Origin of the sequence: Thalassovita taeanensis, from assembly GCF_900110775.1 — a bacterium.
Lineage (GTDB): Bacteria > Pseudomonadota > Alphaproteobacteria > Rhodobacterales > Rhodobacteraceae > Litorimicrobium > Litorimicrobium taeanense.
In genome coordinates, this window is sequence record NZ_FOEP01000005.1 from 98,943 (window position 1) to 125,341 (window position 26,399).

At 62.3% G+C, this 26,399-nt stretch carries 23 protein-coding genes; 11 read left to right on the plus strand and 12 right to left on the minus strand.

What is annotated here, in order from left to right; all coding sequences use genetic code 11:
• Positions 1-5 precede the first annotated feature (5 nt).
• Genes BSF79_RS08960 through BSF79_RS08975 form a run of 4 tightly spaced genes read right to left on the minus strand, consistent with a single transcriptional unit; the run spans position 6 to position 3,983 of the window.
• Positions 6-752 carry a proteasome-type protease gene (locus tag BSF79_RS08960; RefSeq protein ID WP_090269557.1) on the minus strand — a complete coding sequence of 249 codons (747 nt, stop codon included), beginning with the start codon at positions 750-752 and terminating at the stop codon, positions 6-8.
• Positions 753-783: 31 nt separating this feature from the next.
• Complete coding sequence (locus tag BSF79_RS08965) at positions 784-1,599, minus strand: transglutaminase family protein (protein ID WP_090269558.1); 816 nt, start codon at positions 1,597-1,599, stop codon at positions 784-786.
• A 5-nt stretch (positions 1,600-1,604) separates the two neighbouring features.
• Positions 1,605-2,546, minus strand: coding sequence for an alpha-E domain-containing protein (locus tag BSF79_RS08970; RefSeq protein ID WP_090269559.1), 942 nt, complete (start codon positions 2,544-2,546; stop codon positions 1,605-1,607).
• A gap of 6 nt (positions 2,547-2,552) precedes the next feature.
• Positions 2,553-3,983: a circularly permuted type 2 ATP-grasp protein gene (locus BSF79_RS08975; RefSeq protein ID WP_090269560.1), complete on the minus strand. Its 1,431-nt coding sequence runs from the start codon at positions 3,981-3,983 to the stop codon at positions 2,553-2,555.
• Between the two features lie 222 nt (positions 3,984-4,205).
• Between BSF79_RS08975 and glpD the strand changes: the two genes are divergently transcribed.
• The 10 genes from glpD (at position 4,206) to BSF79_RS09030 (ending at position 15,522) form a co-directional block, all read left to right on the plus strand.
• The gene (glpD, locus tag BSF79_RS08980; RefSeq protein ID WP_090269561.1) at positions 4,206-5,762 is read left to right on the plus strand and encodes a glycerol-3-phosphate dehydrogenase; all 1,557 of its coding nucleotides are present in this window, start codon (positions 4,206-4,208) and stop codon (positions 5,760-5,762) included.
• Positions 5,763-5,810: 48 nt separating this feature from the next.
• Positions 5,811-7,301, plus strand: coding sequence for a glycerol kinase GlpK (gene glpK, locus BSF79_RS08985; protein WP_090269562.1), 1,491 nt, complete (start codon positions 5,811-5,813; stop codon positions 7,299-7,301).
• 492 nt (positions 7,302-7,793) lie between these two features.
• Positions 7,794-9,380, plus strand: a complete 1,587-nt coding sequence (locus tag BSF79_RS08995; RefSeq protein WP_090269564.1) for an ABC transporter substrate-binding protein — start codon at positions 7,794-7,796, stop codon at positions 9,378-9,380.
• Between the two features lie 13 nt (positions 9,381-9,393).
• Positions 9,394-10,350, plus strand: a complete 957-nt coding sequence (locus BSF79_RS09000) for an ABC transporter permease (RefSeq protein WP_090269565.1) — start codon at positions 9,394-9,396, stop codon at positions 10,348-10,350.
• Entirely contained in the window at positions 10,347-11,165 is an 819-nt protein-coding gene (locus tag BSF79_RS09005; RefSeq protein ID WP_090269566.1) for an ABC transporter permease, read from the plus strand. Before BSF79_RS09000 ends, BSF79_RS09005 begins: the two co-directional genes overlap by 4 nt.
• The gene (locus BSF79_RS09010; RefSeq protein ID WP_090269567.1) at positions 11,158-12,795 is read left to right on the plus strand and encodes an ABC transporter ATP-binding protein; all 1,638 of its coding nucleotides are present in this window, start codon (positions 11,158-11,160) and stop codon (positions 12,793-12,795) included. Before BSF79_RS09005 ends, BSF79_RS09010 begins: the two co-directional genes overlap by 8 nt.
• Before the next feature lie 103 nt (positions 12,796-12,898).
• Entirely contained in the window at positions 12,899-13,735 is an 837-nt protein-coding gene (locus BSF79_RS09015; RefSeq protein ID WP_090269568.1) for an alkaline phosphatase family protein, read from the plus strand.
• A gap of 123 nt (positions 13,736-13,858) precedes the next feature.
• Positions 13,859-14,368 carry an alkylphosphonate utilization protein gene (locus tag BSF79_RS09020; RefSeq protein ID WP_245776366.1) on the plus strand — a complete coding sequence of 170 codons (510 nt, stop codon included), beginning with the start codon at positions 13,859-13,861 and terminating at the stop codon, positions 14,366-14,368.
• Positions 14,369-14,789: 421 nt separating this feature from the next.
• Positions 14,790-15,065, plus strand: coding sequence for a DUF5132 domain-containing protein (locus BSF79_RS09025; RefSeq protein WP_175545293.1), 276 nt, complete (start codon positions 14,790-14,792; stop codon positions 15,063-15,065).
• A complete protein-coding gene (locus BSF79_RS09030) occupies positions 15,055-15,522 on the plus strand; it encodes a hypothetical protein (RefSeq protein ID WP_090269571.1) in 468 nt (155 codons plus the stop codon). The genes BSF79_RS09025 and BSF79_RS09030 overlap by 11 nt, the downstream gene beginning before the upstream one ends.
• Before the next feature lie 24 nt (positions 15,523-15,546).
• Here BSF79_RS09030 and BSF79_RS09035 read toward each other — a convergent pair whose 3' ends face one another.
• The 8 genes from BSF79_RS09035 to BSF79_RS09070 form a co-directional block, all read right to left on the minus strand.
• The gene (locus BSF79_RS09035; protein ID WP_090269572.1) at positions 15,547-16,674 is read right to left on the minus strand and encodes a methionine adenosyltransferase domain-containing protein; all 1,128 of its coding nucleotides are present in this window, start codon (positions 16,672-16,674) and stop codon (positions 15,547-15,549) included.
• Positions 16,659-19,613, minus strand: a complete 2,955-nt coding sequence (locus BSF79_RS09040; protein ID WP_090269573.1) for a cation-translocating P-type ATPase — start codon at positions 19,611-19,613, stop codon at positions 16,659-16,661. Before BSF79_RS09040 ends, BSF79_RS09035 begins: the two co-directional genes overlap by 16 nt.
• A gap of 148 nt (positions 19,614-19,761) precedes the next feature.
• Positions 19,762-20,304, minus strand: coding sequence for a flavin reductase family protein (locus BSF79_RS09045; protein WP_090269574.1), 543 nt, complete (start codon positions 20,302-20,304; stop codon positions 19,762-19,764).
• A gap of 57 nt (positions 20,305-20,361) precedes the next feature.
• The gene (locus tag BSF79_RS09050) at positions 20,362-21,093 is read right to left on the minus strand and encodes a Y-family DNA polymerase (RefSeq protein WP_090269575.1); all 732 of its coding nucleotides are present in this window, start codon (positions 21,091-21,093) and stop codon (positions 20,362-20,364) included.
• The gene (locus tag BSF79_RS09055) at positions 21,020-21,601 is read right to left on the minus strand and encodes an ImuA family protein (protein ID WP_090269576.1); all 582 of its coding nucleotides are present in this window, start codon (positions 21,599-21,601) and stop codon (positions 21,020-21,022) included. The genes BSF79_RS09050 and BSF79_RS09055 overlap by 74 nt, the downstream gene beginning before the upstream one ends.
• 138 nt (positions 21,602-21,739) lie before the next feature.
• Positions 21,740-23,452, minus strand: a complete 1,713-nt coding sequence (gene metG / locus BSF79_RS09060) for a methionine--tRNA ligase (RefSeq protein WP_090269577.1) — start codon at positions 23,450-23,452, stop codon at positions 21,740-21,742.
• Positions 23,453-23,515: 63 nt separating this feature from the next.
• Entirely contained in the window at positions 23,516-24,736 is a 1,221-nt protein-coding gene (locus BSF79_RS09065; RefSeq protein ID WP_090269578.1) for an MFS transporter, read from the minus strand.
• A 211-nt stretch (positions 24,737-24,947) separates the two neighbouring features.
• On the minus strand, positions 24,948-25,685 hold the full coding sequence (locus tag BSF79_RS09070) for an SDR family NAD(P)-dependent oxidoreductase (protein ID WP_090269702.1): 738 nt from the start codon (positions 25,683-25,685) through the stop codon (positions 24,948-24,950).
• A 216-nt stretch (positions 25,686-25,901) separates the two neighbouring features.
• Between BSF79_RS09070 and BSF79_RS09080 the strand changes: the two genes are divergently transcribed.
• On the plus strand, positions 25,902-26,333 hold the full coding sequence (locus BSF79_RS09080; RefSeq protein ID WP_090269580.1) for a DsrE family protein: 432 nt from the start codon (positions 25,902-25,904) through the stop codon (positions 26,331-26,333).
• The last annotated feature ends 66 nt before the right edge of the window (positions 26,334-26,399 follow it).

The window sequence follows — 26,399 nt, forward strand, 5'->3', positions numbered from 1 at the left end:
CGCGCTTAGTCGTATTTGTCGAAGCTGAAGGGGGGCAGGCGGGTGAACGCCTCGCGCAGGGCGGCGCCCCAGCCATTCGAGATTTCGAGGAAATAGGGATCATCGCCATCAATGCGGAAGGTGCGCCCGAGTTGCAGGCTGTCGCGCTCGTATATGTGCACGTCCAGCGGCGGGCTGACCGAGAGGTTGGCCTTGATCGTGCTGTCGAACGACACCAGCAGAAGCTTGATCGCCTCTTCAAAGCTCATGGTCGGGTCATAGGCGCGCAGGATGATCGGGCGGCCGTATTTGGTTTCGCCAATCTGAAAGAACGGGGTGTCGGCGCTGGCCTCGATGAAGTTGCCTTCGGGATAGATCAGGAACAGGCGCATTTCGCCGTCTCCGACCTGACCGCCGACCAGAAGCGTGGCGTTGAAGGCAGAATCGGCGCGCTGGCCGACCATCACGGCATTGGCGGCGATCACTTCCTTGAGGGTCCTGCCGACCAGAGTGGCGACCTGGAACATGCTTTTGGCGGACATGATATCGGGGTCGCGGTCGGCGACCTCTTTCGAGCGTTCCTCGATCAGGCTGACGACGGCCTGTGTGGTGGCCAGATTGCCCGCGCTCATCAAGGTGATCGAGCGTTCGCCGGGCACATCCCAGTTGGTCATCTTGCGGAAGGTCGAAATGTTGTCGACCCCGGCATTGGTGCGGGTGTCGGACATGAAGACCATGCCACGGTCAAGGCAGAGGCCAACGCAATAGGTCATGATAGGGTCGCCTGATTCAGGATCATGCTGCCTATTGATCAGTCTGCTGCTGAACTTTCAAGGCCACATGCAGATCTTCGGTGCCCGATCCCTGACGAATACCGTGTACGGGGGCGGCATCGCGGTAATCGCGACCCACGGCCACACGCACATATCTGTCATCGGGGCAGACGGCGTTGGAGATGTCAAACCCGACCCAGCCCAGCGGCTCGACCCAGATTTCGCACCACGCGTGGCTGGCGTCCTGATCTTCGGTGTCATCCATCAGCAGATAGCCGCTGACATAGCGCGCGGCGAAGCCCATCATGCGGGCGGAGGCGATCATGATGTGGGCGTGATCCTGGCAAACGCCATGCCCGGCCTCGAGCGCGTCTTCGGCGGTGGTGGCGGCATTGGTCTGTCCGGGGCGATAGGCGACCTGTTCGCCGATGACACGTGACAGCCGGTGCATCCGGCCCAGATCGTTTTCGTCGGGCAGAGGTTTCAGCTGCTGCACCAGTTTGCGCAGGGCCTTGCCGGGGGCGGTTGTGTCGGTTGCCGCTTCGAACAGCCAGACCGGAGCGCAGCCCTTGTGTTGGCCGATCACACCGTTGCGATTTTCAATCTCGACCACGCCTTCACTGATGATTTCCACTTTCATGGCATCAGGGTCGATCAGGATCAGCTCGACATGGTTATCGAACTGATCGTCATATCCAAGCTGCCGGGTGCCGCCGGTGATGGTCGAGGTCCACTTCAGCACCTGCTGACCGTGGCCCGAGCGCGGGATCAGCCGCAGCTGCTGCAACGCATAAGCATCGGGGCTGTCATAGCTGTAGGTGGTGGTGTGAGTGATTTTCAGCCGCATATGCCCTATCCGTAAAAGCGGAAATCCTGTTCGATCAGACTGGCCAGATGGGCCGTGTCACGGATCGAGGTTTCCAGAAATTCGTGCAGGCCGTCCTCGAAAATCGCGGCCACTTCGCGCCCGTTGAACTTGGCACACAGCGTATCAGCCAGATCCTGACTGCTTTGCCGAATGCCGTAATCCCCCTCCAGATGGTACAGGTTCTCGCGGATTTTGTCATAGCAGAAGGCCAGAGAGCAGGGCATCCGACGATCCATGATCAGGAAGTCGGCGATTGCGGCGGGGGTGATTTCACCGCCGTGCAGCCAGCTGAAGGCGCGTTGGGCCGACACCGAGCGCAGGATGTTTTCCCATTGGGTATTGTCCATCGACGAGCCGACAAACGAGGCCGAGGGCAGCAGGACGTAATATTTAACGTCCAGAATGCGCGCGGTATTGTCGGCGCGTTCCACAAAGGTGCCCATCCGGCAGAAGTTATAGATGTCATTGCGCAGCATCGTGCCGTGCAACATGCCGCGCACCACGGCGGTTTTATTGCGGATTTCTGCCAGGATCGGGGCAAGGTTGCGTTCGCTGACCGGGCGGGCAAGGACGGTTTTCATCGCCATCCAGTATTCGTTGACCGCCTCCCAAACCTCGGCAGAAAGGGCGGTGCGCACAAGGCGCGCGTTCGAGCGTGCGACGTTGATCGACGACAGCACCGACGATGGGTTGTCGGCGTCGCGCAGCAGGAAGTTGATCACATGGCTCGCTTCGAAATCATCGTATTTCTCGTCATACAGTGGACGGATGCCGGCGGTGTTGATCACCGATTCCCATTCACTTTCGGTATCGCCTGTCCGGGTCAGCGCGATGCGCCAGCCCGCCTCGACCAGTCGCGAGGTGTTTTCACAGCGTTCAAGATAGCGGAACATCCAGAACAGCCCGCCTGCGGTTTTTCCCAGCATCGCCTGTTAGTCCCCCAAAACCCATGTATCTTTGGTGCCGCCGCCCTGTGATGAGTTCACCACCAGCGACCCCTCTTTCAGCGCGACACGCGTCAGCCCGCCGGGCGTGATCTGCACCCGGTTGGGCGAAACCAGCACGAAGGGGCGCAGATCGACGTGGCGCGGGGCAAGGCCCTTTTTGGTCATGATCGGCACGGTGGACAGGGCCAGCGTTGGCTGTGCGATATAGTTCGAGGGGCGCGCGCGCAGTTTCTTTTCGAACCGGGCCAGTTCGCGTTTGCTGGCGGCGGGGCCGACCAGCATGCCGTAGCCGCCCGAGCCGTGCACCTCTTTGACGACCAGATCCTTGAGGTTCTCGAGCACGTATTTCAGGCTGTCAGGCTCCGAGCAACGCCAGGTCGGCACATTTTGCAGGATCGACTTTTCGCCGGTATAGAATTCGACGATATCGGGCATATAGGAATAGAGCGCCTTGTCGTCAGCAATGCCGGTGCCGGGGGCGTTGGCAATGGTGATGCCGCCCGCACGGTAGACATCCATGATGCCGGGCACGCCCAACAGGCTGTTGGGGTTGAAGTTCAGCGGATCAAGATATTCATCGTCGATCCGGCGATAAATCACGTCGATCGCCTGATATCCAAGGGTGGTGCGCATGGCCACGCGCCCGTCAACGATGCGCAGATCGTGGGATTCGACCAGTTCGGCGCCCATCTGATCGGCCAGAAACGCATGTTCGAAATAGGCCGAGTTATGGATGCCGGGCGTCAGGACCGCCACGACCGGCCGGTCGCCGTTGAAGGCGGGCGGGGCGCAATCGGACAGCGAGCGGCGCAGGTTCTGCGGATAGCTGCTGACGGGGCGGACTTTTAGCTGGGTGAACAGCTCGGGGAACATCTGGAGCATCGTTTCGCGATTTTCCAGCATGTAGGACACGCCTGACGGGGTGCGGGCGTTGTCTTCGAGCACGTAGAATTCATTTTCGCCGGTGCGCACCAGATCGGTGCCGACGACATGGGTATAGACGCCGCCGGGCGGGTTGAGCCCGATCATCTGTGGCAGGAAGGCTTCATTGCGAGCGATGATTTCGCGCGGCAAGCGCCCGGCGCGCAGGATTTCCTGACGGTGATAGATGTCGTGCAGAAAGGCGTTGATTGCGCGGACGCGCTGTTCGATGCCTTGTTCAAGCCGCTGCCATTCGCGGGCGGCGATGATACGGGGCACGATGTCAAAGGGGATCAGACGCTCGTCGGCGTCTTGCTGCCCATAGACGTTGAAAGTGATGCCTATGCGCCGGAAAAAGGCTTCTGCCTCTGCTGATTTCTTGCGCAGCTCTTTAGCATCCTCGCCAACGAACCAATCATTGTAGCGGGAATAGGGCTGTCGCGGCAGCTCGGTCCCTTCGAACATTTCGTCAAAAAAACTTGGTTTCGTATCCATGAGCCCGCTGTTGAGAAGGGTTGAGTTTCAATTGAGAAGACGCTGAAAAAGGTGGCGATGCAAGTGGGAGGGCGATCTTTACTAGGGCGTATGACTAAAACGTAAGCAATCGCCTGAAAACTGAGCGGGATGCGGGGAGTGCGCTTTGCCCGAGCTTGGCTTGACCCGAGTCTTCGCGTCGGCGCATAGAGTTGCCAGAGCGCCTCAATACGGACCTGTCCCATGCCCGACACCCCATTCTATGACCTGTTCGTGATTGGCGGCGGCATCAATGGCTGCGGCATTGCCCGCGACGCGGCGGGGCGGGGCATGTCGGTCTGTCTGGCCGAGATGGGCGATTTGGCGGGGGCGACCTCGTCCGCGTCGACCAAGCTGTTTCATGGCGGGTTGCGGTATCTGGAATATTTCGAGCTGCGGCTGGTGCGCGAGGCGCTGATTGAACGCGAGGTTCTGCTGCGTGCGATGCCGCATATCAGCTGGCCGATGCGGTTCGTGCTGCCGTTGCACCGCGATATGCGGTTCGAGGCGGAAACCCCGGCCTCGCGGGTGTTGTCGGTCTTCATGCCGTGGATGCGCGGGCGCAGGCCGGCCTGGATGATCCGGGCGGGGTTGTTTTTGTATGACCATCTGGGCGGGCGGAAGATTTTGCCCGCGACGCGGGCGTTGAACCTGCGCAGCGATCCGGCAGGCGCTGCGTTGCAGGAAAAATACGCGCGTGCGTTTGAGTATTCCGATTGTTGGGTGCAGGATTCGCGGCTGGTGGTTCTGAACGCCCGCGATGCGGCGGCCAAGGGCGCCACGATCCTGACCCGGACCCGCGTGACGGGGACAGAGCGCGACGCCGATGGCTGGCGGATCACGGTTGAGGTCGGCGGGCAGACGCAGGTGATCCGGGCGCGGGCGTTGGTGAATGCCGCGGGACCTTGGGTGCAGCAGGTGCTGGGGCAGGTGGCACATGTGAACAGCCCGGCCAGCGTGCGGTTGGTGCGCGGCAGCCACATCGTGACGCGGCGGCTGTTTGATCACGACAAATGCTATTTCTTTCAGGGCACTGATGGGCGGATCATTTTTGCGATCCCCTATGAGCAGGAGTTTACGCTGATCGGGACGACGGATGCCGATCACACTGACCCCAACACGCCCCCCGCGATCACCGAGGCTGAGACCGATTATTTGCTGAATTTCGCCAATGGCTATTTCAAGCAGCGGCTGAGCCGGGATGATATTGTCTGGACCTATTCCGGTGTGCGGCCTTTGTATGATGACGGGGCGGGCAGCGCGCAGTCGGCGACGCGGGATTATGTGCTGAAGCTGGACGACCACGGCGCGCCGTTGCTGTCGGTGTTTGGCGGCAAGATCACCACCTATAGGCGGCTGGCCGAGCATGCGTTGCAAAAACTGGCACCGCTGGTTTCTGGCATGGGAGAGGCATGGACGGCGGGGGCCGCTTTGCCGGGCGGGGATTTTCCTGTGGCCGAGGTGCAGGACAGGATCGCCGCCTTGCAGGCTGATTTTCCTTTTTTGACGGCGGCTTGGGCGTTGCGGCTGTTCCGGGCCTATGGCACCGAGACCTGGGAGGTGTTGGGCGATGCCAACAGCGCTGCCGATCTGGGGCAGGATTTCGGCGCGACCCTGACCGAGGCTGAACTGCGCTGGATGGTGGCGCGGGAATATGCCCGAACCGCACAGGATGCGCTGTGGCGGCGCAGCAAGCTGGGGCTGGGGCTGGACCCGGCGCAGGTGCGGGCGGTTGAGGATTGGATGCGCGCGCAGGCGTGACGCGCTAGGCTGACGGGAGCAGCGGGGCCAAGGCCGGGAGGAGGAGAGATGACGCATATTCTGGCGCTGGATCAGGGCACGACATCAAGCCGTGCGATCCTGTTTGATGGGCAGATGCAGGTGGTGGCCGTGGCGCAGCAAGAGTTTGCGCAGCATTTCCCGGCCTCGGGCTGGGTAGAGCATGTGCCCGATGATCTGTGGCAAAGCACGCTGGAATCTGCGCATGCGGTTTTGACGCAGGCGGGGCTCGGCGCGCGCGATGTGGCTGCGATCGGGATCACCAATCAGCGCGAGACGACGCTGGTTTGGGATGTCGAGACCGGCCAGCCGATCCACAACGCGATTGTGTGGCAGGATCGCCGCACCGCCGATGTCTGCGCCGCGTTGCGCACGGCCGGGCACGAGCCGATGATCACCGCACGGACGGGGCTGTTGCTGGACCCGTATTTTTCAGGAACCAAGCTGAAATGGATTTTGGATCATGTGGCGGGCGCGCGGGCGCGGGCCAAAGCAGGCAAGCTGCGGTTTGGGACGGTTGACAGTTATCTGATCTGGAAGCTGACCGGCGGGCGCAGCCATCTGACCGATGCGACCAATGCGGCGCGCACGCTGCTTTATGACATTCGCAAGGGGCGGTGGAGCCAGACGATCTGTGATCTGCTGGATATCCCGGTGGAGATGCTGCCCGAGGTGCGCGATTGCGCCTCGGACTTTGGGGTGACCGATCTGTTGGGGGCGCCTGTGCCGATTTTGGGTGTGGCCGGCGATCAGCAGGCGGCGGCGATGGGGCAGGCGTGTTTTCGCCCCGGCATGATGAAATCGACCTATGGCACCGGATGCTTTGCGCTGCTTAACACGGGGGGCACGATGGTGGCCTCGCAAAACCGGTTGCTGAGCACAATTGCCTGTCAGCTGGACGGGCAGGTTAGCTATGCTTTGGAGGGGTCGATTTTCATCGCGGGCGCGGTGGTGCAATGGCTGCGTGACGGGTTGGGGATCATTGCGGACGCAGCGGAAGTGCAGGGATTGGCGATGCGGGCCGATCCGGCGCAGGACGTGACGCTTGTGCCGGCCTTCACGGGCTTGGGCGCGCCGTATTGGCGCCCGGACTGCCGCGGGGCGATTTACGGGCTGACGCGCAATTCCGGCCCGCCCGAACTGTCGCGGGCGGCGCTGGAAAGCGTGGGGTTTCAGACCCGCGATCTGCTGGAGGCGATGCAGGCCGATTGGCCGGTTGCGGCGCGCGGGGCAGATCAGACAACGTTGCGGGTGGATGGGGGCATGGCCGCCTCGGATTGGACGATGCAGTTTCTGGCGGATATTCTGGGGGCGCCGGTGGACCGGCCAAAGGTGTTGGAGACAACGGCGTTGGGCGTGGCGTGGCTGGCTGGAATGCGGGCGGGGGTTTACCCGGATCAGGCGGAATTTGCCGCCACCTGGGCCGCCGAGGCGCGGTTTACCCCAACGATGGCAGAGCCCGCGCGTGAGGCGCGCTATGCCCGTTGGCGCGCGGCGGTCGCGGCGACGATGAGTGTGTGACTTTTGTGAAGATCTCCGGGTAAGTAATTGTAACAATACCGTAATATCCACGGGTTGACGTCTGGCCCGCGGGGGCAGAGGATGCGCGCATGAAGCAGGATATGCCCGCAGTTGCGCTGAGCCCGATCCACGAGATGCCCAAACCGGAGATCACACCGAGATCACCTTGGCCGATGGCATATGCTTGTCTGGACGGGCGGGGCGGGCAGCGGCATCTTTACTGCGAAACAAAGTCCAGGATGTGGCCGGATGCGAGGCATTTTCATCTGACGGCCCGGCTGGACGCGTATGAAAACGACACAGTTATCCTTCAGCGTGACATGATCGATATAAACTGCACGCGATCAGATGTGAGGCCGCAACACGAAAGGTAGCGGCGCGCATCAAGAAAATCCTTGATCGGTGGGTTTCAATCGGCATTGTTGACTCATCAGTCAATATAAGCCGGACCTACCGGCCAGACATCACAACTATGACCAACGGGAGACGGCCATGAACGACCAGATTGAATTTCTTAAGGCGCGCGTCGGCGCGGGCAAGATGACACGGCGCGAGTTCGTCGGCCGGGTGGGCGCACTTGGTGTGACGGCGGCGGCCGCGAACACGATGCTGGCAAGCGCGGTTCAGGCGGCAGGTCCGGTCAAGGGCGGCACGCTCAAGATCGGGTCGGTTGGCGGCGAAAGCACCAACTCGCTTGACCCCGCACTGGCCGCCAGCCAGGTGCCATTCCACAACCTGTATCAGTTTGGCGAAACTCTGGTGAACGTCGAAGCTGATGGGTCGCTGCAGAACCGTCTGGCCGAGGTGGTCGAGTCGACCGCCGATGCCAAGACCTGGACGTTCAAGATCCGCTCGGGCGTTGATTTTCACAACGGCAAGGCACTGACGGCACAGGACGTTCTGCGCACGATGGAGCGTCATTCGAACGAAGAGTCCAAATCCGGCGCGCTTGGCATTCTGCGCGGTATTGAGTCGATGAAGGCCGAGGGCGATACGTTTTCGTTGACGCTGGCGACGCCCAACGCCGACCTGCCGTATCTGATGGCGGACTATCACCTGATGATCCAGCCCGATGGCGGTTTCGAGAACCCCGCAGCCGGGGTCGGTACAGGTGCCTATATGCTGGAGGTCGATGAGCCCGGCGTGCGCCATCTGTGGAAGAAGAACCCCAACTATTGGGACAGCAGCCTTGGCCACGTTGACGAGGTCGAGATCCTTGCGATCAACGATTCCACCGCCCGGATGGCGGCGCTGCAATCGGGTCAGGTGCATGTGGTCAACCGCGTGGATCCCAAGGTTGCGGGCCTGCTTGGCCGTGCGCCGGGGATTTCGGTGAAAAACGTCGGTGGCCCCGGTCACTATGTGTTCATCATGCATGTGGATACCGCGCCGTTTGACAACAACGACCTGCGTATGGCGCTGAAATATGCGATCAACCGTCAGGAAATGGTGGACAAGATCCTTCGCGGCTATGGCTCGGTGGGCAACGACATGCCAATCAACGCTTCTTATCCGCTGTTCGATGAAACGATCCCGCAGCGCGAATATGACCCGGAAAAAGCCGCAGCGCATTACAAGGCGTCCGGCCATGATGGCAGCCCGATCGTGCTGCGCGTCGCTGATGGTGCCTTTCCCGGTGCGGTCGATGCGGCGGCGCTGTTCCAGCAATCGGCCAAGGCGGCCGGTATTCCGCTGGAAATCAAGCGCGAGCCGAATGACGGCTATTGGTCGGAAGTGTGGAACAAGCAGCCGTTCTGTGCCTCTTACTGGGGTGGGCGTCCGGTGCAGGACCAGATGTATTCGACCGCCTATCTGTCGACCGCGGACTGGAATGACACCCGCTTCAAGAACGCTGATTTCGATGCCAAGCTGTTGGCGGCGCGGGCCGAATTGGATACCACCAAGCGCAAGGCGATGTACTCTGAGTTGGGCATGATGGTGCGCGATGAAGGCGGGCTGATCTGTCCGATGTTCAACGACTATGTCGATGGCGTCAGCGACAAGGTACAGGGCTGGATCAAGGATCCGACCGGTGACCTGATGAGCGGCAAAGTCTCGCAGAAAGTCTGGTTGGCGTGATCGGAGCGATTTGATGCACCCGGTTTTAAAATTGGTTTCCCAGCGCTTGGCGCTGGGAATCCTGCTGCTGTTTTCGGCGTCGGTGCTGATCTTTGTGGGCACGCAAATTCTGCCGGGGGATGTGGCGCAATCCATTCTGGGCCAATCCGCCACACCCGAGGCATTGGCCAATCTGCGCGCCGAGCTGGGGCTGAATGACCCGCCGATGACGCGGTATTTCAACTGGCTGTACGCGGCGCTGCATGGCGATCTGGGCACGGCGCTGACCAATGGTCAGGATATTGCCACCTCGATGGGGCGGCGTTTGGGCAATACGCTGTTTCTGGCCTTCTGGGCGGCGGTGATTTCGGTGCCGCTTGCGATTTTTCTGGGGCTTCTGGCGGTGCGGTATCGCGACCGCTGGCCCGACAAGCTGATTTCCGGTGTAACGCTGGCCTCGATCTCGATCCCGGAATTCCTGATTGGGTATCTGGTGGTCTATTTCGTGGCGGTGAAACTGGGGTGGTTTTCCTCGGTTGCGATGATCAATGACGGCATGTCGCTGTTGGAAAAGCTGAACGCGATCGCCCTGCCGGTGTTCGTTCTGGTGCTGGTGGTTCTGGCGCATATGATGCGGATGACGCGGGCGGCAATTTTGAACGTGATGCAGTCGGCCTATATCGAAACGGCCGAACTCAAAGGGCTTTCTTCGTTCAACGTGATATTTCGCCATGCCTTTCCCAACGCGATTTCCCCCATCGTCAACGTGGTGATGCTGAACCTGGCCTATCTGGTGGTTGGTGTTGTCGTGGTCGAGGTGGTCTTCGTCTATCCGGGCATGGGGCAGTATCTGGTGGATCACGTGGCCAAGCGCGATGTGCCGGTGGTGCAGGCCTGTGGGCTGGTGTTCGCCGGAGTTTATATCGGACTGAACATGATTGCGGACATTGTCTCGATCCTGGCCAATCCGCGGCTGAGGCATCCGAAATGAGAAACATACCAATCTCAGCCCTGATCGGGCTTGTTTTCACCGGCGTGTATTTCCTGATGGCGATTTTTGCGCCGTTGATCGCGCCCTATGGGCTGGCCGAGATTGTCGGCGATGTGTGGGAGCCGTCCTCGTCTGTGCACCTGTTGGGGACAGACAGCATCGGGCGCGACCTGCTGACGCGGATGATCTATGGCGGGCGCACGACGATCTTCATCGCCACGGCGGCAACAATGCTGAGCTTTACCACCGGTGCGGTGCTGGGGTTTCTGGCGGCCACGGTGGGCGGCTGGGTTGATCAGGCGCTGTCGCGGTTTGTCGATCTGATGATGGCGATCCCGTCGTTGATCTTTGCACTGGTGGTGCTGTCGGTCATGCCGGTCACAATCCCGGTGCTTATTCTGGTGATGGGGCTGCTGGATTCCACGCGGGTCTTCCGCTTGGCTCGGGCCGTGGCGGTCGACATCACAGTGATGGATTATGTCGAGGCGGCCCAGCTGCGCGGAGAAGGGCGGATTTGGATCATTTTCCGCGAGATCCTGCCAAATGCGCTGAGCCCGCTGGTGGCGGAAATGGGGCTGCGCTTCATCTTTATGGTGCTGTTCGTGTCGACCCTGTCGTTCCTTGGGTTGGGGGTGCAGCCACCCGCCGCCGATTGGGGCGGCATCGTGAAGGAAAACAAGGACGGGATCGTCTATGGCATTGCCGCTGCGCTGTGGCCTGCCTTTGCCATCGCCACGCTGGCAATTTCGGTCAATTTGGTGGCCGACTGGGTGCTGAACCGCACCACAAGCCTGAAAGGGGGCCGGGGTGGCTGATACACTTTTGCAGATCAATGGGTTGAAGATCGAAGCGACGGTATTCCCACCGGGCGAGCCGCCACAGGATATCACCATTGTCGACGGTGTATCGCTGTCGCTTGAGAAGGGCCGTGTCTTGGGTCTGATCGGCGAAAGCGGGGCCGGGAAATCGACCATCGGGCTAAGCGCCATGGCCTATGGCCGGGGTGGCGTGCGGATCACCGGGGGCGAGGTGTTGGTCAATGGCCGCGATATCCTGCCGCTGGGCACGCGCGGGCTGCGCGCCTTGCGTGGGGCCGAGGTCACTTATGTGGCGCAATCTGCTGCGGCCGCGTTCAATCCGGCGAAAAAGCTGTTGGAGCAAGTGATCGAAGCGACGCTGGTCCATGGCCGCGCCAGCAAGCGCGAGGCCGAAGAACGGGCGATTGCGCTGTTTGCCAAGCTGGGCCTGCCGGAGCCTGAAACCTTTGGCAACCGGTATCCGCATCAGGTGTCGGGCGGGCAGTTGCAGCGCGCGATGACCGCGCTGGCGCTGTGTCCGCAACCGGATCTGGTGATCTTTGACGAGCCGACCACCGCGCTGGATGTGACCACGCAGATTGACGTGCTGGCCGCCATCAAAGAGGCGATCCGCGATACCGGGGTGGCCGCTTTGTATATCACCCACGATCTGGCCGTGGTCGCGCAGGTCAGCGATGACATCATGGTGCTGCAAAGTGGGCGGACTGTCGAATATGGCAGCACCGATCAGATCATCAACCATCCGCAGGAAGAGTATACCCGCGCGTTGGTTTCGGTCCGTTCGATCGAGCACAAGGAAAAGCTGCCAACCGACGCGCCGGTGCTGCGGGTCAAGAATATCACTGCCCGATATAGCGGCACGCAGTTTGATGTGCTGAAGGGAATTTCGGTTGATCTGTCACCGGGGCAGACCCTCGCGGTTGTGGGCGAAAGTGGATCGGGGAAATCAACGCTGGCGCGGGTGATCACCGGGCTGTTGCCGCCGCGTGACGGGACGATTGAATTTGCCGGGCGCACGCTGGCGTCCGACCAGAAGAATCGCCCGCGCGAGGACCTGCGCGAGTTGCAGATGATTTATCAGATGGCTGATGTGGCGATGAACCCGCGTCAGACGGTGGGCACGATTATCGGGCGACCGCTGGAGTTCTATTTCGGGCTGCGGGGGGCGGAAAAACGACGCAGAATCATTGAATTGCTGGATGAGATCGAGATGGGAGAAGCGTTCATCGACCGCTATCCTGCCGAGCTGTCTGGCGGACAGAAGCAGCGTGTTTGCATCGCCCGAGCACTGGCCGCCAAACCGAAGCTGATCATTTGCGACGAGGTGACCTCGGCGCTGGATCCGCTGGTGGCGGATGGCATCCTGAAGCTGTTGCTGAACCTGCAAAAGGTCGAGGATGTGGCGTATCTGTTCATCACCCATGATCTGGCGACGGTGCGTGCGATCGCGGACAGTATCGCGGTGATGTATCGCGGCGAAGTGGTGCGCTATGGGCCGAAATCCGAAGTGCTGGCGCCACCGTTCGACGACTATACTGACCTTTTGTTGTCTTCGGTCCCCGAGATGCAGTTGGGGTGGTTGGAAAAGGTGATCGCCACGCGCAAAATGGAGAGCGCCGGGAACTGATCGGGCGCGTGGAGCGCGGGAGCCTCCGGCGGGGATATTTGGGAAATGTGAATGGTTTGGCGGGGATATTGACCGGTTTGGACCATGCGGAGAGTGGATCGAAATGAAGCGTAAACTTCTGCTGATTATTCTGGACGGCGTGCCGCTGCGCAACTGGCGGCGGTTGTTCGGGAATTTGGAAGGCTGGGTGGACAGTGGCGAGGCGCAGACCTGGACCATGCGGGCGGTTTTGCCTTCGATATCGGCCAGTTGCTATGCCTCGATCCACACTGGGGTGACGCCGCAAGAGCATGGCTGCACCGGCAATGGGAATGTGTTTCGGCTGAGCCAGCCGGATATTTTCAGCCAAGTGCGCAAGGCGGGTGGGGTGACCGGAGCGGTCACGCATTCTTTCTGGTCCGAGTTTTTCAACCGTGCGCCGTTCGATCTGGTGCGGGATATCGAGTATGATGAGCCGCAGAGCGAGACCATCAACCATGGTCGGTTTCATACGATGACCGGCTATGGGTTGATCAATCAGATGACGCCTTCGGATGTGGATCTTTTTGCAACGCTGACAAGGCTTTGCGTCAAGAATAATCTGGATTACGGAATCCTGCATACTTGCACTTTGGACAGTATGGGGCACCGGTTTTACCACGAGAGTCAGGAGATGGATCACGCTTGCGCGATGATGGATGAGATGCTGTCGCCGTTCATCCATAAATGGCGGGCGATGGGGTATGAGATTATTGTGACGGCGGATCACGGGCAGGACGAGCGCGGGCACCATGGGGGACGTAGCGCGTTGCAGCAGGAATTTGCGCTGTATTATTTTGGCGAGGCCAAGGGGCCGGGGCCGGAGGAGGTTTTGCATCAGTTGCAACTAGCGCCGACGATTTTGTCGCGGCTTGGGGCGCCGATTGCCGAGACGATGAAGGGTGAGGTTTTCCTTTCCTGATCAATAGTTTGATGGGCTTGACGGTGCGGTTGGCGCCGGGGCGGGGCGCAGGGCGGAATGGCTGGACTTGGGCGCGCTGGGGGTCGATAAGCGAGGGCAAAGAGAGAGGGATCTTGAATGTCTGTGACCTGTGCGTTCTGTGGGGCTGCTGAGGCGCAGCCATTGGCCGTAACCCCCCGTGATGAAACGGTAAACCTGTGCGACACCTGCCGGGCGGGCGTGGAAGGCGGGGCCGAGGATGCGCCGCATTGGAAGTGTCTTAACGATGCGATCTGGAGCCCGGAGGCCGGGGTGCAGGTGCTGGCTTGGCGGATGCTGCATAAATTGGATGCATCATGGGCTAAGGACCTGTTGGATATCGCTTATTTGGAGCCGGAGACGCTGGAGTGGGCCGAGGCAGGGATCCGCGATGAGCCGCAGGTTATCCACCGCGACACCAATGGTGCAGTCTTGGAGGCCGGAGATTCTGTGACGCTTATCAAGGACTTGCCGGTCAAAGGGGCGGGCTTTACCGCCAAGCGCGGCACGGCGGTGCGCAATATTTCACTGGTGCATGACAACGCCGAGCATATCGAGGGCCGGGTCGAGGGTCAGCGGATCGTGATTTTGACGCAATACGTCAAAAAGAACTGACAACGGGCTGCACACCGGGTGCACATCCTATGCACAATACATGCATATACGCCGCCGTATGGTTTCCGGCGGCGTTTTGCGTTTTTGGAGCGACGGGTCGTGTCAAAGGCAGGCTGACGGTCACCGATCTGAAGTACGCACCGCGCAAGACAACGCGCAAGACAAGCAGAGGGCGGCGGGGGATGGTTCGGGCCTGAACGTTTTCGGCGCCTCGCGGCGGCGGCTTTGTGTAACAATGCCGCGTTGATCTGAGCGCGGGATGGATCATACTGGCGTCAGGTGAGACGGATCGCGGGCTGTTAGGGGCCAGCGGATACCGGGGAATGATCGGTATCTCGACCTGCAGGGCGATCCGTGCCACTGTTTGACAGGCTGACGAGTCATGATGAATGGCGCAGAAAACAGGGCGGCGGACACGAAGATGGATAAGAAATATGTGATTGGTGCGGCTGTCGCGGTCGGCGCGTTGGTGCTGGTGCCGGGATTGGCGGCGGCGCTGACGCGGGCGGGGCGACCGTTGACACGCGCGGCGGTCAAGAGCGGCGCGGTGGCTTGGGACGAGTTCCGCAAGGCCGGTGCTGAAGCCTTTGAGCACATGGAAGACCTTGCCGCCGAGTTCCAGTCCGAGGTTGCCGCGCGGCAGACCGAAGAGGCGGCCACTGCGACCGGGCCAGAGCCCAGGCCCGATGCCGACTAAGCCGGTTGCGCTTGAGGAATTGCATGTCATCGACGGGCGCGCGCGGCTGCGGCCTGCGATGTCGTTGGAGCCTGACGCGCTGAAGGCGCTGGCGGATCGCATTGCCGCGGTGCCCGCCGTGCGCCGGGTGCTGGCGCGTCCGGCCACGGGCAGTTTGATCGTTGAGTTCGACGGGCCTGCGGCACCGGTCTTTGAGGAGATCGGAGCGCAGGAGATTGCGCGGATCCGCCCGCAGCCCGCCCCGCCGCCGATCACTCAGGTGGCGCGGTTTGGGCTGATGCGCGCGGATATGAACCTGAAAAACGCAACCGACGGCACGCTGGACCTGAATTCGACCGTTGCGCTGCTGTTGTTCATGGGGGCAGCGGTACAGGTGGCGCGCGGTCAGATTGCGGGCCCGGCGACGACCCTTGTGATGGCGGCGCTGGCGATGCTGGACCGGCAGAACGGCAAATAGGGCCAGGTTTCAGGCCCGTTTTGGTCAGGCCAGCGCAGAGGCCAAGGTGACGTCTTCCCACGGGGCGGCGATGTCATCGCGGGCCATATGACCGTAGGTTGCCAGATCGCGGTAGAAGCGCCCGCCCTGCGCGGCGGGGCGTGTCCACAGCCCCATGCGTTCGGCAATTGCCCCGACCCGGAAATCAAGCACGCTGGCCAGTCGGCGAGAAATCTGTTCGTCGGCGGCTGCGCCGGTGCCGAAGGTGTCGACCTCGATCGAGGCGGGGGCTTCGTCGCCCAGAATGTAGGACAGTTGCACTTCGCATTCGCGTGCGAGGCCTGCCGCCAACACAAGGCGGGCGGCCTGGCGGGCCGCGTATTGCGCGGTTCGGTCGATCCGGGCGGGGCCTTTGCCGCTGAGGGCGGCAGAGCTTTGGCGGGAATAGCCGCCATAGGTATCATCGGCGGTTTTGCGCCCGGTCTGGCCGGAGTGCGCCTCGGGGCCGGCGACACCGGGGATGGCGTGCCAGACCAGCCGCGTCGCGGGGTCGGGGGCAATGGGCCCGCCTGCGAAGGCGGGGGTGATGACCTCTTTGTGCAGGGCGGCTTCGATGGTGGCGGGGTTGACCGTTTCGGTCGTGCCGAAGGCGAAGGCGAGGCCGGGCAGGCCGACGGGGATGCGGTTGCGAAATGACACTGCGACCTGCGCCTGCGCATCGGGCGAGAGCCATGTGAGCCGCTGTTCCTGCCGGGCGGCATCCAGCGCACGGGTCAGCCGGTGTGCAGCCCAGATCGGCAGGGGTATCGCTTGTTCGGTGTGGTCGCAGGCAAAGCCGAAGGCCGTGGTCATCTGGCCGCGCCGCGCATCGGCGGCCCCGCCATCGGTCGCGAGGTCAAGCATCACTGTTGGACCGGCGCCATCGCCCATGGCGTGATCATAGCCCGCCTCGGCGATCACCCGACGGGCGAGGGCGGCAAGGTCGCAGGGTGGTTCGGGCAGGCCGCGCACCGACAGGAACACCACCCCGGTGGCCACCGCGCATTCGGCCACCGCGTTGCGGCCCACATCGGCGGTAAGGCAGGCATCGATCACCGCATCGCTGATCTGGTCGCACAGCTTGTCGGGGTGACCGAGGGTTACCGACTCGGATGTCATCACAAAGTCACGCATGGTTTACCCTCCAGAGGTTGCAAATCAAGTTCGAGGCGGCGCCGCGCCAGGACTGCAAGCGTCGGAACCGTGCCCATTCCGACCGCCACGGCGGCATCGGCTGCACCAAGGCGTGCCACGCCCAGCAGGCGGCCCAGCGGCGGCACCATGAAGGGGAGCACGGCCAGCCCGATGCTGCCCAGCACCATCTGGTCCAGCGCGCGGTTTTCAAACAGTTTGTCGGGTCTGAGTTTGCGCACGTCCTGTCGTTGGCACGTCATCGTATAGAAAAGCTGACCCAGCGAGAGTGACAGGAACGTCATTGCGCGGGTCTGAGGTCCGGGGCCATAGCGCGAGAGCCCGATGAAATGCGAGGTCAGCGCCGAGGCCGCAATGGTAACGCCGTCGATGCCGATGCGCTGCATATGCTCGCGCGGGATGATCGGCTGGCTGGGATCGCGCGGTGGCTGTGACATGGCGTCGGCATCGGGATCGGCGAGGGCAAGGCCAAGCCCCGGTAGCACATCGGTCACCAGATTGATCCACAAAAGCTCCATCGGGGATTCCATCTCGCCGGGGCCATGCAGGGCTTCGGCCATGGTCACGATGATTTCCGACATGTTGGTGGTCACCAGAAAGTCGAGCGCGCGGCGGATGTTGCGGTACACCGTGCGGCCGCGCGCGATGGCGTCGATCAGGGTGGTCAGCTCGTCGTCGCGGATGACCACATTGGCCACGCCGCGCGCCAGATCGGTGCCCGAGGCCCCCATCGCGATGCCGATATTCGCGGCCTTGAGCGCGGGCGCGTCATTCACCCCGTCGCCGGTCATTGCCACAACCCGGCCCGTTGCCTGAAGCGCCTGCACAATCGCCAGCTTCTGATCGGCACTGACGCGGGCAAAGACGTGGGTCTTGCGCGCGAGGCCGGACAGCAGGGCGGGGTCCATCGCGGTAAGTGTGGTGGAGTCGATGATGCGGACGGGGCCGCCATTGGCCAGATCAAGCTCGCGCGCGATTGCGCCCGCCGTGGCGGCCTGATCGCCAGTGATCATGACGGTTTCGATACCGGCCCGGTGCAGGGCGCTGATGAAGTCCTTGGCGCCGGGCCGCAGCGGGTCGACCATCGCCAGATGGCCAAGCCAGGTCAGCCCGGAGACTTCATCATCTGTCGGGGCGGTTTCACCACGCGCAAAGCCCAGCACCCGCGTCGGTCGAGCCGCAAGCTGATCATTGAGACCGATGATCGTGGCGCGGTCGCTGTCGGTCAGCGGGCGGGTTTCGACCCCGTCAAACAGGTGCGAGCAGCGCGCCAGCACGGCGTCGGGGGCGCCTTTGACCACGGTCAGCGGGGTCGGGCCGTCGTGACAGGTCGCCATCCACGGGCGCCGCAGGGTGCGTTCGACGGTTGTGTGGCGCGGTCTGGCGGCGCGCAGTTCAACGGCGTCAATGCCGCAATCAAGCGCGAATTCCATCAGCGCGCGTTCGGTGGCGGACGACCCGTTGGCGGCGCCCGGACTGGTTGCACTGTCGTTGTTCAGCACTGCGGCCTCGGCGAGTGATCCAAGCAGAGCGAGATCGGTCAGCGGGATTTCGGACAGCCCGCGCGTGGCCGCGATCACCTGCATGCGGTTCTGGGTCAGGGTGCCGGTCTTGTCGAGGCAGATCGTTTGCAGCGCCCCGAGGCTTTCGACCGCATCAATGCGGCGGATCAGGATGCCGCGCTTTTCCATCTTTTTCAGGCCAAGCGCCATTGTGGTGGTCGCGACGACGGGCAGCCCTTCGGGCACTGCGGCGACGCCCAGGGCCAGGGCATCCTTCAGCATGCCCGCAAGGCCATAGCCGCGCATCCAGCCGATGCCCATAAGCGCGCCGCAGGCCGCGAGCGAGATCTGCACCAGCTTGCTGCCCAGAATATCCAGCTCCTCTTCGACCGGGGCGCGGGGGCGGGTGGCGTGCTGGCTGAGAAGGGCGATCTGTGCGGCGGCTGTGTGGCGCCCGGTGGCCACGACAAGGCCAAGGCCCTGACCTTCGGTGACGATTGTGCCGGAGTGCAGCATCGTAGCGCGTGATCCGATCGGGGCGTCGGCGCTGACCTTGGTTTCGGCTGCCTTTTCGACGGGCATGGTTTCGCCGGTCAGGGGGGATTCGTCGACCAGAAGCCGGTCGGCGCTGACCAGACGGGAATCGGCCACGACCTGCCCCCCGGCCCGCACGGCGTAAAGATCGCCCCGCACCACGTCCGCGGCGGCAATCTCGACCGGTTGCCCGTCGCGCAGGACGGTGACGTTTTCGTTGCCGGTTCCGCTTTCCATCAGGGCGTGGATCACGCTTTCGGCCTGACCTTCGGTGACATAGCCAAGGACACCGTTGACCATCACGACCGCGAGTGTGGCCACGGCATCGGCGACGCCGCCCGTTGCCAGCGAGACCACGGCCGAGCCGCCGAGCATCAGGACGGGGAGGCTGGTGAACTGGTCCTTCAGCAGCCCGAGGCCCGAGCGTTTTTCATCCTGTGGCAGAAGGTTCGGGCCCTCGGTTTGCAGCCGGTTTCGGGCGTCGTCGGCGGTAAGGCCGCGGGCGGAGTTGCTGTGCAGGGCGGCGGCGATGTCCTGCGGGCTTTGCGTGTGCCATGGCGTGCCAGTGGGGGCAGAGGGGGATGGCCGGGCGGTTTGCGCGGTGGCAGAGGTTTTGGGCGCGCCCACGTGTGGCAGGTCGTTGAGGATGGTGTCGACCAGCGTGCGGAGCCGATCCACAAGGTGGTGATGTGGCGTGCTTGGGTCATGATGCAGGATCACGCTGCCGGTCTTTGTGCGCACCTCGGCCCGGAGCCAGGCGGTTTCGGCGTGCACGAGACCCGCGAGCCGCGCCGCGAGGCCGGTATTGCCGCGCAGCCCTGCCAGCCGCAGGCGCAGCCGCCCGGGCACCTCGCTGTGGATGATCGTGATTGCTGCTGTCCGCACCGCAAAGGCCCCGCCTGTCGAATCCTTTCTACCATATAGGGCAAGGATCGGCTGTCATCCGGTTTCGGGGATGTGCGACGGATCGCGCGGCCTGCGGTTCTGTTGGGGGGCGGTGTCGGGCTTGGCGGCAAACACGCGGCGGCGGGGCCTATAGCCCGGCGGGAAGTTTGGACTGCATCATCGTTTTCCTGTCGAGTATGTCGCCATCCACGATGAAAGTGCCGTCGCCCACGGCATGGAGGGTTCGCTGCTCGGTGCGGGTGCTGTCAAAATATGCGGCGACGCCGCTTAGCACGATGATGTTGTGTGGCTCGATGATGTCGACAACCCGGCATTCGATATTGGCGAGGCACTCTTTGATCAGAGGCGCCTGAACGTGCTTGGCCTTGACCGGGGTGAGGTCGAATTTACCGAATTTATCGGTGTCTTTGCCCGAGCATGTGCCCACCCCGATGACGGTATCGATCAGGTCCACGGTCGGGATCGAGATCACGCATTCCTTCATGTCCCGAAGCGCGGTGTAGGAGTGGTTCCAGGGGCCGGTGGTGATGGCGAAGGTGGCGGCGAAATCCATCACCATGGTCCAGGTGATGGTCATCACGTTGGGTTTGTGACCGTCATGCGTGGTGACAAGGATGACCGGCCCCGGTTCGATCAGGGTGAATGCTTTGCTGAGGTGAAGAGTTTCCATGGCGGCCTTCGGTCTGCGTGGCGCAAGCATAGCATCCTTTCATCATTTATACTGCCATCAATTCTGTCCGCTGTGGGGGCCGTGCGGTGTCAGTGGCGCGTCAGTGAAAATCTGTTCGGGTTGTCGGCCCAAAGCCTGATCCAGCCGCATAAGCACATCCGGTCCGAACCGGCGGGTCACCGTGGTGCGAGGCAGCGCGATCAGATCAGAAATCCGCTGTATTCCAATACGTTGCAGGGCGATGCGGGTTTTGTCGTCCAGCCGCAGCGCGGCGATGGGCAAGGGGGTGAGGCGGGCTTGGGTGTGCCCCGTCTTGGCGTAGCCTTCGCGGAAATGCGCCAAGGCCCAAGCGGCGCCGCGGGTGTCTGCAAGCCCGATCCGCACAGTCACCCCCGCACGGGCAAGCCGGTGGCGCATGTCGTCCAGCATTGCGGCCTCACCGCCAAAGAGATGCGCCGCGCCGGTGATGTTCAAAAGCAGCCCGTCGGCGTCATCAAGCCCCACCCAGGGGCAATAGCGTTTCGCCCAGCGGGCCAGCATGTGCAAGAATCGCAGGTCGGCCCGCGTGTCTGCCGGGCGGCTTTGCAGGTCAGGGCAAAAGGCCCGCGCATCGGAATAGCCCATGCCGCGGTGCAGCCCCTGCTGTTCGGCCTGTTGGTTCAGGCAATAAATCCGGTCGGTATTCTTTTGGTGCAGGGTCAGCGCAAAGGGCGCGTCAGTCGGGCGTGCCCGCAGAACCCTGTCGCTGGGCAGCCTTGGAAACCACAATGACACGACGCGTTTGGGCATCCCATCTTACATCCCATGCAGACAATGTTCCTGATTTGTTCTTGATAAGCGCCCACCGTTGCAGAGTCGAGTCGTCAGGATCAAAAAGCGGTGAGCAGTGCCAGCGCGTATCGGCGGCATTGCTGCCTGCGCCTTCGGGGATGAGGCAAAGGCCGGTGGTTTGTCCGGTCTGCGCGGCAAGTTGCAGCCGCCGCCCTTCGGTCAGGCCAAGGGGGCGGCTGAGTTCCATCACCACAAGCGATACCGCGCCCGAGCGCAGGGCGTCTTCGGCCACCGCCAGAACATCGGTTTGCTCCTTTGCCTGTGCGACCAGAATCTTGTGCGGGTGCAGGTAGGGTTCGAAGCCGATCGGGTTGATCTGGTCGGTTTGCCATGCCTCGCGCACCCAAAGGGCGGTGCCGCCCAGTTGCCCCCCCAGCGCAAAGGCAAACACCAAGGCGTTGGGGCCGCAGGCCTCGTGCGTGCGGGCCTTTCGAGGCGGGAAGCTGGCAGAGAAATCAAAGGACATGGGGCGATCATACACAAATCATGGCGAAGATAAATTTGGTACAGGCAAGAGTGTCGGCTTTGCCCAGTGACCGGGTGGGCACTGGGCTGATTGTCGTTTGATGCGCCGTTTGGCCAGGCTGATGGCGGCGCCTTTGGGTTAGGTGCGGACACCTGCGAAGCGCTGTTGCCAGTCTTCGCGGTCTTCGTCGGCGATTTTGGCGAAAAGCACCTCTGGCACGGTGAAGGCATGACCGGCGGGCAGGGCAGCCAGCGCCCCCGCCACATCGTCGGGCCATGTGTCATCCTTGGTCTGCATCGCGGCCAGCAGGGCGGCGCTGGCATCGGGGATGAAGGGGGCGGACAGCACGGCGTAGAGCCGGATCAGGTTGAGGCCAAGGCGAACCTGTGCGGCGGCTTGCGCGGGGTCGGTTTTGAAGGTCGACCACGGCGCGGTGGATTGCAGGTATTCGTTGCCCGCGACCCAAATCGCGCGCAGTTCCTGCGCCGACTTGCGGACCTCCATATTCTGCATATGGTCTTCGTAGGCGCGGATGCGGGTGGTCAGCTCGGCGATCAGCGCCTGTTCCTGCGCACCGTATTCGCCGCCTTGGGGAACAGTTTCACCGAATTTCGAGCGGCAGAATTTGGTGATGCGTGAGACGAAGTTGCCCAGCACGTCGGCAAGATCTTTGTTCACGCTGGTTTGGAAATTTTCCCAGGTGAATTCGGCGTCCGAGCTTTCGGGGGCATGGGACAGCAGCCACCAGCGCCAATAATCGGCAGGCAGCAATTCCAGCGCCTGATCCATAAACACGCCGCGTCCGCGCGAGGTGGAGAATTGCCCGCCGTCGTAGTTCAGGTAGTTGAACGACTTGATGTAATCGACCAGTTTCCACGGCTCGCCCGAGCCAAGGATGGTGGCGGGGAAGGACAGCGTGTGGAAGGGCACGTTATCCTTGCCCATGAACTGGGTATAGGTGACGTCATCGGCGCCCTTGTCGGTGCGCCACCAGCGCTCCCAATCGGTGCCTTTGCCCGCATCGACCCATTCCTGCGCGCAGGCGATGTATTCGATCGGCGCGTCGAACCAGACGTAGAAGACCTTGCCCTCCATGCCCGGCCAATCCTCGGTGCCGTTTTTCACCGGGATGCCCCAGTCAAGGTCACGGGTGATGCCGCGATCTTGCAGGCCGTCGCCGTCGTTGAGCCATTTCTTGGCGATCGAGGTGGTCAGGATCGGCCAGTCGGTTTTGCTGTCGATCCATGCCTGAAGCTGGTCGCGCATCTGCGATTGGCAGAGGTAGAGGTGTTTGGTCTCGCGCTGCTCAAGATCGGTGGACCCCGAGATGGTGGAATGCGGGTTGATCAGGTCGGTCGGGTCAAGCTGCTTGGTGCAGTTGTCGCATTGGTCACCGCGGGCGGAGTCGAAGCCGCAGTTAGGGCAGGTGCCCTCGATATACCGATCCGGCAGGAAGCGGCCATCGGCGTGGGAATACATCTGCTTTTCAATGACTTCGCGGATCAGTCCCGCCTTGGCCAGCTGCCCGGCGAAATGCTGCGTCAGACGGTGGTTTTCCGGGCTGGAGGAGCGACCGAAGTGGTCGAAGCTGAGCCGGAAGCCCTTGGCGATTTCGGCCTGCACGTCGTGCATTTCGGCGCAGTATTCAGCGACGGGCTTACCCGCCTTGGCGGCGGCCAGCTCGGCCGGGGTGCCGTGTTCATCGGTGGCGCACAGAAACAGCACCTCGTTGCCGCGACCGCGTTGGTAGCGGGCGAACAAATCGGCGGGCAGCTGGCTGCCCACGAGGTTGCCCAGGTGCTTGATCCCGTTGATGTAAGGAATTGCTGAGGTGATCAGATGCCGTGCCATTGTGCCGCCCTTTGTCCGCTTTGCGCCTGCTTTAGCGCATGGCGCGGGCGGGTTCCAGCGCCGTTAGTCCGGGTCGCGGGTGCGCCCCGTCAGGCGGCCGACCAGAAACGAGGTGCGCGGCGAATAGATATAGCGGGTGCGGGTGCGCGCGGGGCGCGCGCGCATGCGGATAAAGCCAAAGATGACCAGAACGGCATGGCCTACGGCAATCATCACGAACATGGCGGGCGGGCCGAAGGTGGCAATCAGCCCCGAGGCCAGCAGCGGCGCGGCAATGGCACCGACGGCGAAGAAGAACATCAAAGCGGCCGACAGCTCGACCCGCTCGTGTTCCTCGGCAAAGTCATGGGCATGGGCGGCGGCGACCGAGTAGATCGGGAAGGTGGTCATCCCAAACAGCCCGGCGGTCAGCAGGATGCCGGTGGTGCTGAGGTCATGGGTCAGCGCGGTCAGGGTGCAACTGCCGACGGCGGCGACGGACATCCAGATCAGCACCCAGCGGCGGTCGTATTTGTCGGCCAGCCAGCCAACCGGGTATTGCGCAATGGCGCCGCCCGCGATGAACGCGGCCAAAAACCAGGCGATCTGATCGATGGCAAGGCCAACCTGCTGGCCATAGATCGGCCCGACCATCCGGAACGAGGCGCTGGACAGCGCGGCGACCACAACACCAGCCGCCGCCAGGGGCGAACGTGTGACCGCCAGCATCGGGCGCAGGCGCGGCGCGGCGGGGGTGTCGGGCTGGCTGGCGCGTGTCAGAGTCAGCGGCAGCAACGCGGCGCAACACAGGATCGCCAACAAATTATAGGACACATAAGAGGCCGGGGCGAGCACCGAGATCAGCATCTGCGACACCAGCGAGGCGCCCATATCGACGATGCGATATGTGCCCATGGCGCGACCGCGGGTCTCATTGGTGACCTTGGCCTGCAACCACGCCTCGATCACCGTATAGCACCCGGCCACGCATAACCCCGAGGCCAGCCGCATCACCGCCCAGGCGGTCGGGTTGATCACTAGCATATGCGCCAACAGACCAATGGCGCCCGTCGCGGTGAAGGCGGCAAAGGCGCGGGCATGGCCGACGCTGCCCATCAGGCGCGGCGCCCACCAACAGCCGATGAAGAACCCCATGAAATGCGCCGACCCCAGCAGACCAATTTGCCCGGTGGTGAAATCAAGCGTGAAACCCGACAGCGCATCAAGCGGCCCGACGCCGCCCGTGGCCAGCTGAAGCAACACAACGGACATGAACAGGGCGGCAAAGGAAATCATCAGACGCATTCGCCCACCCTGACGATCCTGATCGCAGTGGCAAGCACGTTCGCGCCATCTTCTGTCGCTTCCGTCAGTATCCTGCAATAGAAGGTCGAAGCCCCGACCTGTGCTTCACATTTTCCAAATATCCTTGGCGAAGCCATCCGAGTGTCTGCCCTGAAAGGGCAGACACGAGATATACTGCGCGCCGAAGGCGCACAATCAGGTCACGCGCGGCTTATTGCGCGGTATAGGCACCGTCGACCAGATGGTAACTTCCGGTGATGAAGCTGGCGCGGTCCGACAGCAGGAATGTCACCAGCGCTGAAACCTCTTCTGAGGTACCCAGACGCCCGATCGGATGAGCGGCGGTGATCGCGGTCATCGCTTCTGCGGGCAGAGTCTCTAGCAGAGGCGTGTTGATGAAGGCCGGGCCGACGGCGTTGACCCGGATACCGTGGGCGCTGTATTCTATCGCGGCGGCGCGGGTCAGCCCCAGCAGCGCGTGTTTGGCGGCGGTATAGGCAGACAGACCGGCCATGCTGACGCTTCCCATGATCGAGGACATGTTCACAATCGCCCCGCCGCCGGATTTCAGCATTTCCGGGATCGCATAGCGCATGCCATAGAAAACGCCGTTGAGGTTGACATCCATCACCTGTTGCCAGCCCTCCAGCGGGTATTCGCCCACCGGAACCTGCGGCCCGCCGATGCCCGCATTGTTGACCAGCAGGTGCAGCGCGCCGGTTTTCTCGACCGCGAAAGCGATCATCTTTTCAACCTGATCGGGCTTGCCGACATCAACGGCACAGGCGTGGCCACCGATCTCGTCCGCCACGCTTTGCGCCGCTTCGAGGTTCATGTCGGCCACGACAACCGTCGCCCCCGAAGCTGCCAGCTCGCGGCAGCAGGCGGCGCCAATACCCGATCCCCCACCAGTGATAAGGGCGGTCTTTCCGTCAAAAGTCAGGTTCATGATCATACTCCTGAGTTGAACTACAGGCTTCACGATGGGGCCGGGGCGGGAGGGCGTCTTTGATCCGGCTCAACTGCCGCCACTTTCGGGGGCGATACCGGGAAAAATACTGACAGGCGCGGTTTGGGCGATAATTATCTGTGCGGGGATTTTTGTCGGTGACAGCGACGAGATATGCGATAGCCTGCGCCGTGATGTGATCAGGGAGGACACAGGATGAAACGAATGATGATGGCGGCGTTTTTGGCGCTGGCGCCGGTTGCGGGTTGGGCCGAAGGGATCGTGCACAAGATTGCGGTGCATGTGGACGATGGCGACCCGCGTGTGCTGCATATGGCGCTGAACAATGTGCAGAATATGGCCAGCTATTACAAATCGCAGGGCGATACGGTGCAGGTCGAAGTGGTGGCTTATGGCCCCGGCTTGGTGATGTTTCTGGATGGCAAAAGCCCGGTGTCGGACCGGATTTCGACCATGTCGCTGGAGCTGGAGGGGCTGACCTTTTCCGCCTGCGGCAACACGCTGCGCAAGATGAGCGAAAAGGCGGGTCATGATGTGGCGCTGATGGACGAAGCCGTGGTTGTGCCGTCGGGCGTTGTGCGGTTGGTCGAGTTGCAGGAACAGGGCTATGCCTATGTCCGGCCCTGAGCGGGATTGAAAAATGGCGGCTCCGGCTGGCCTTTTGGGTTTGCCGGGGTATGTTCCCCCCAAGCA

Coding starts and splice junctions, on each gene's coding strand:
- BSF79_RS09025 (WP_175545293.1), top strand. CDS start 14,790: ATGGATAAGAAATATGTGATTGGTGCGGCTGTCGCGGTCGGCGCGTTG.
- glpK (WP_090269562.1), top strand. CDS start 5,811: ATGACGCATATTCTGGCGCTGGATCAGGGCACGACATCAAGCCGTGCG.
- BSF79_RS08965 (WP_090269558.1), bottom strand. CDS start 1,599: ATGCGGCTGAAAATCACTCACACCACCACCTACAGCTATGACAGCCCC.
- BSF79_RS09015 (WP_090269568.1), top strand. CDS start 12,899: ATGAAGCGTAAACTTCTGCTGATTATTCTGGACGGCGTGCCGCTGCGC.
- BSF79_RS09035 (WP_090269572.1), bottom strand. CDS start 16,674: ATGCGTGACTTTGTGATGACATCCGAGTCGGTAACCCTCGGTCACCCC.
- metG (WP_090269577.1), bottom strand. CDS start 23,452: ATGGCACGGCATCTGATCACCTCAGCAATTCCTTACATCAACGGGATC.
- BSF79_RS09030 (WP_090269571.1), top strand. CDS start 15,055: ATGCCGACTAAGCCGGTTGCGCTTGAGGAATTGCATGTCATCGACGGG.
- BSF79_RS08995 (WP_090269564.1), top strand. CDS start 7,794: ATGAACGACCAGATTGAATTTCTTAAGGCGCGCGTCGGCGCGGGCAAG.
- BSF79_RS08975 (WP_090269560.1), bottom strand. CDS start 3,983: ATGGATACGAAACCAAGTTTTTTTGACGAAATGTTCGAAGGGACCGAG.
- BSF79_RS08960 (WP_090269557.1), bottom strand. CDS start 752: ATGACCTATTGCGTTGGCCTCTGCCTTGACCGTGGCATGGTCTTCATG.
- BSF79_RS09065 (WP_090269578.1), bottom strand. CDS start 24,736: ATGCGTCTGATGATTTCCTTTGCCGCCCTGTTCATGTCCGTTGTGTTG.
- BSF79_RS09005 (WP_090269566.1), top strand. CDS start 10,347: ATGAGAAACATACCAATCTCAGCCCTGATCGGGCTTGTTTTCACCGGC.
- BSF79_RS09055 (WP_090269576.1), bottom strand. CDS start 21,601: ATGTCCTTTGATTTCTCTGCCAGCTTCCCGCCTCGAAAGGCCCGCACG.
- BSF79_RS08970 (WP_090269559.1), bottom strand. CDS start 2,546: ATGCTGGGAAAAACCGCAGGCGGGCTGTTCTGGATGTTCCGCTATCTT.
- BSF79_RS09000 (WP_090269565.1), top strand. CDS start 9,394: ATGCACCCGGTTTTAAAATTGGTTTCCCAGCGCTTGGCGCTGGGAATC.
- BSF79_RS09070 (WP_090269702.1), bottom strand. CDS start 25,685: ATGAACCTGACTTTTGACGGAAAGACCGCCCTTATCACTGGTGGGGGA.
- BSF79_RS09050 (WP_090269575.1), bottom strand. CDS start 21,093: ATGCCCAAACGCGTCGTGTCATTGTGGTTTCCAAGGCTGCCCAGCGAC.
- glpD (WP_090269561.1), top strand. CDS start 4,206: ATGCCCGACACCCCATTCTATGACCTGTTCGTGATTGGCGGCGGCATC.
- BSF79_RS09080 (WP_090269580.1), top strand. CDS start 25,902: ATGAAACGAATGATGATGGCGGCGTTTTTGGCGCTGGCGCCGGTTGCG.
- BSF79_RS09045 (WP_090269574.1), bottom strand. CDS start 20,304: ATGGAAACTCTTCACCTCAGCAAAGCATTCACCCTGATCGAACCGGGG.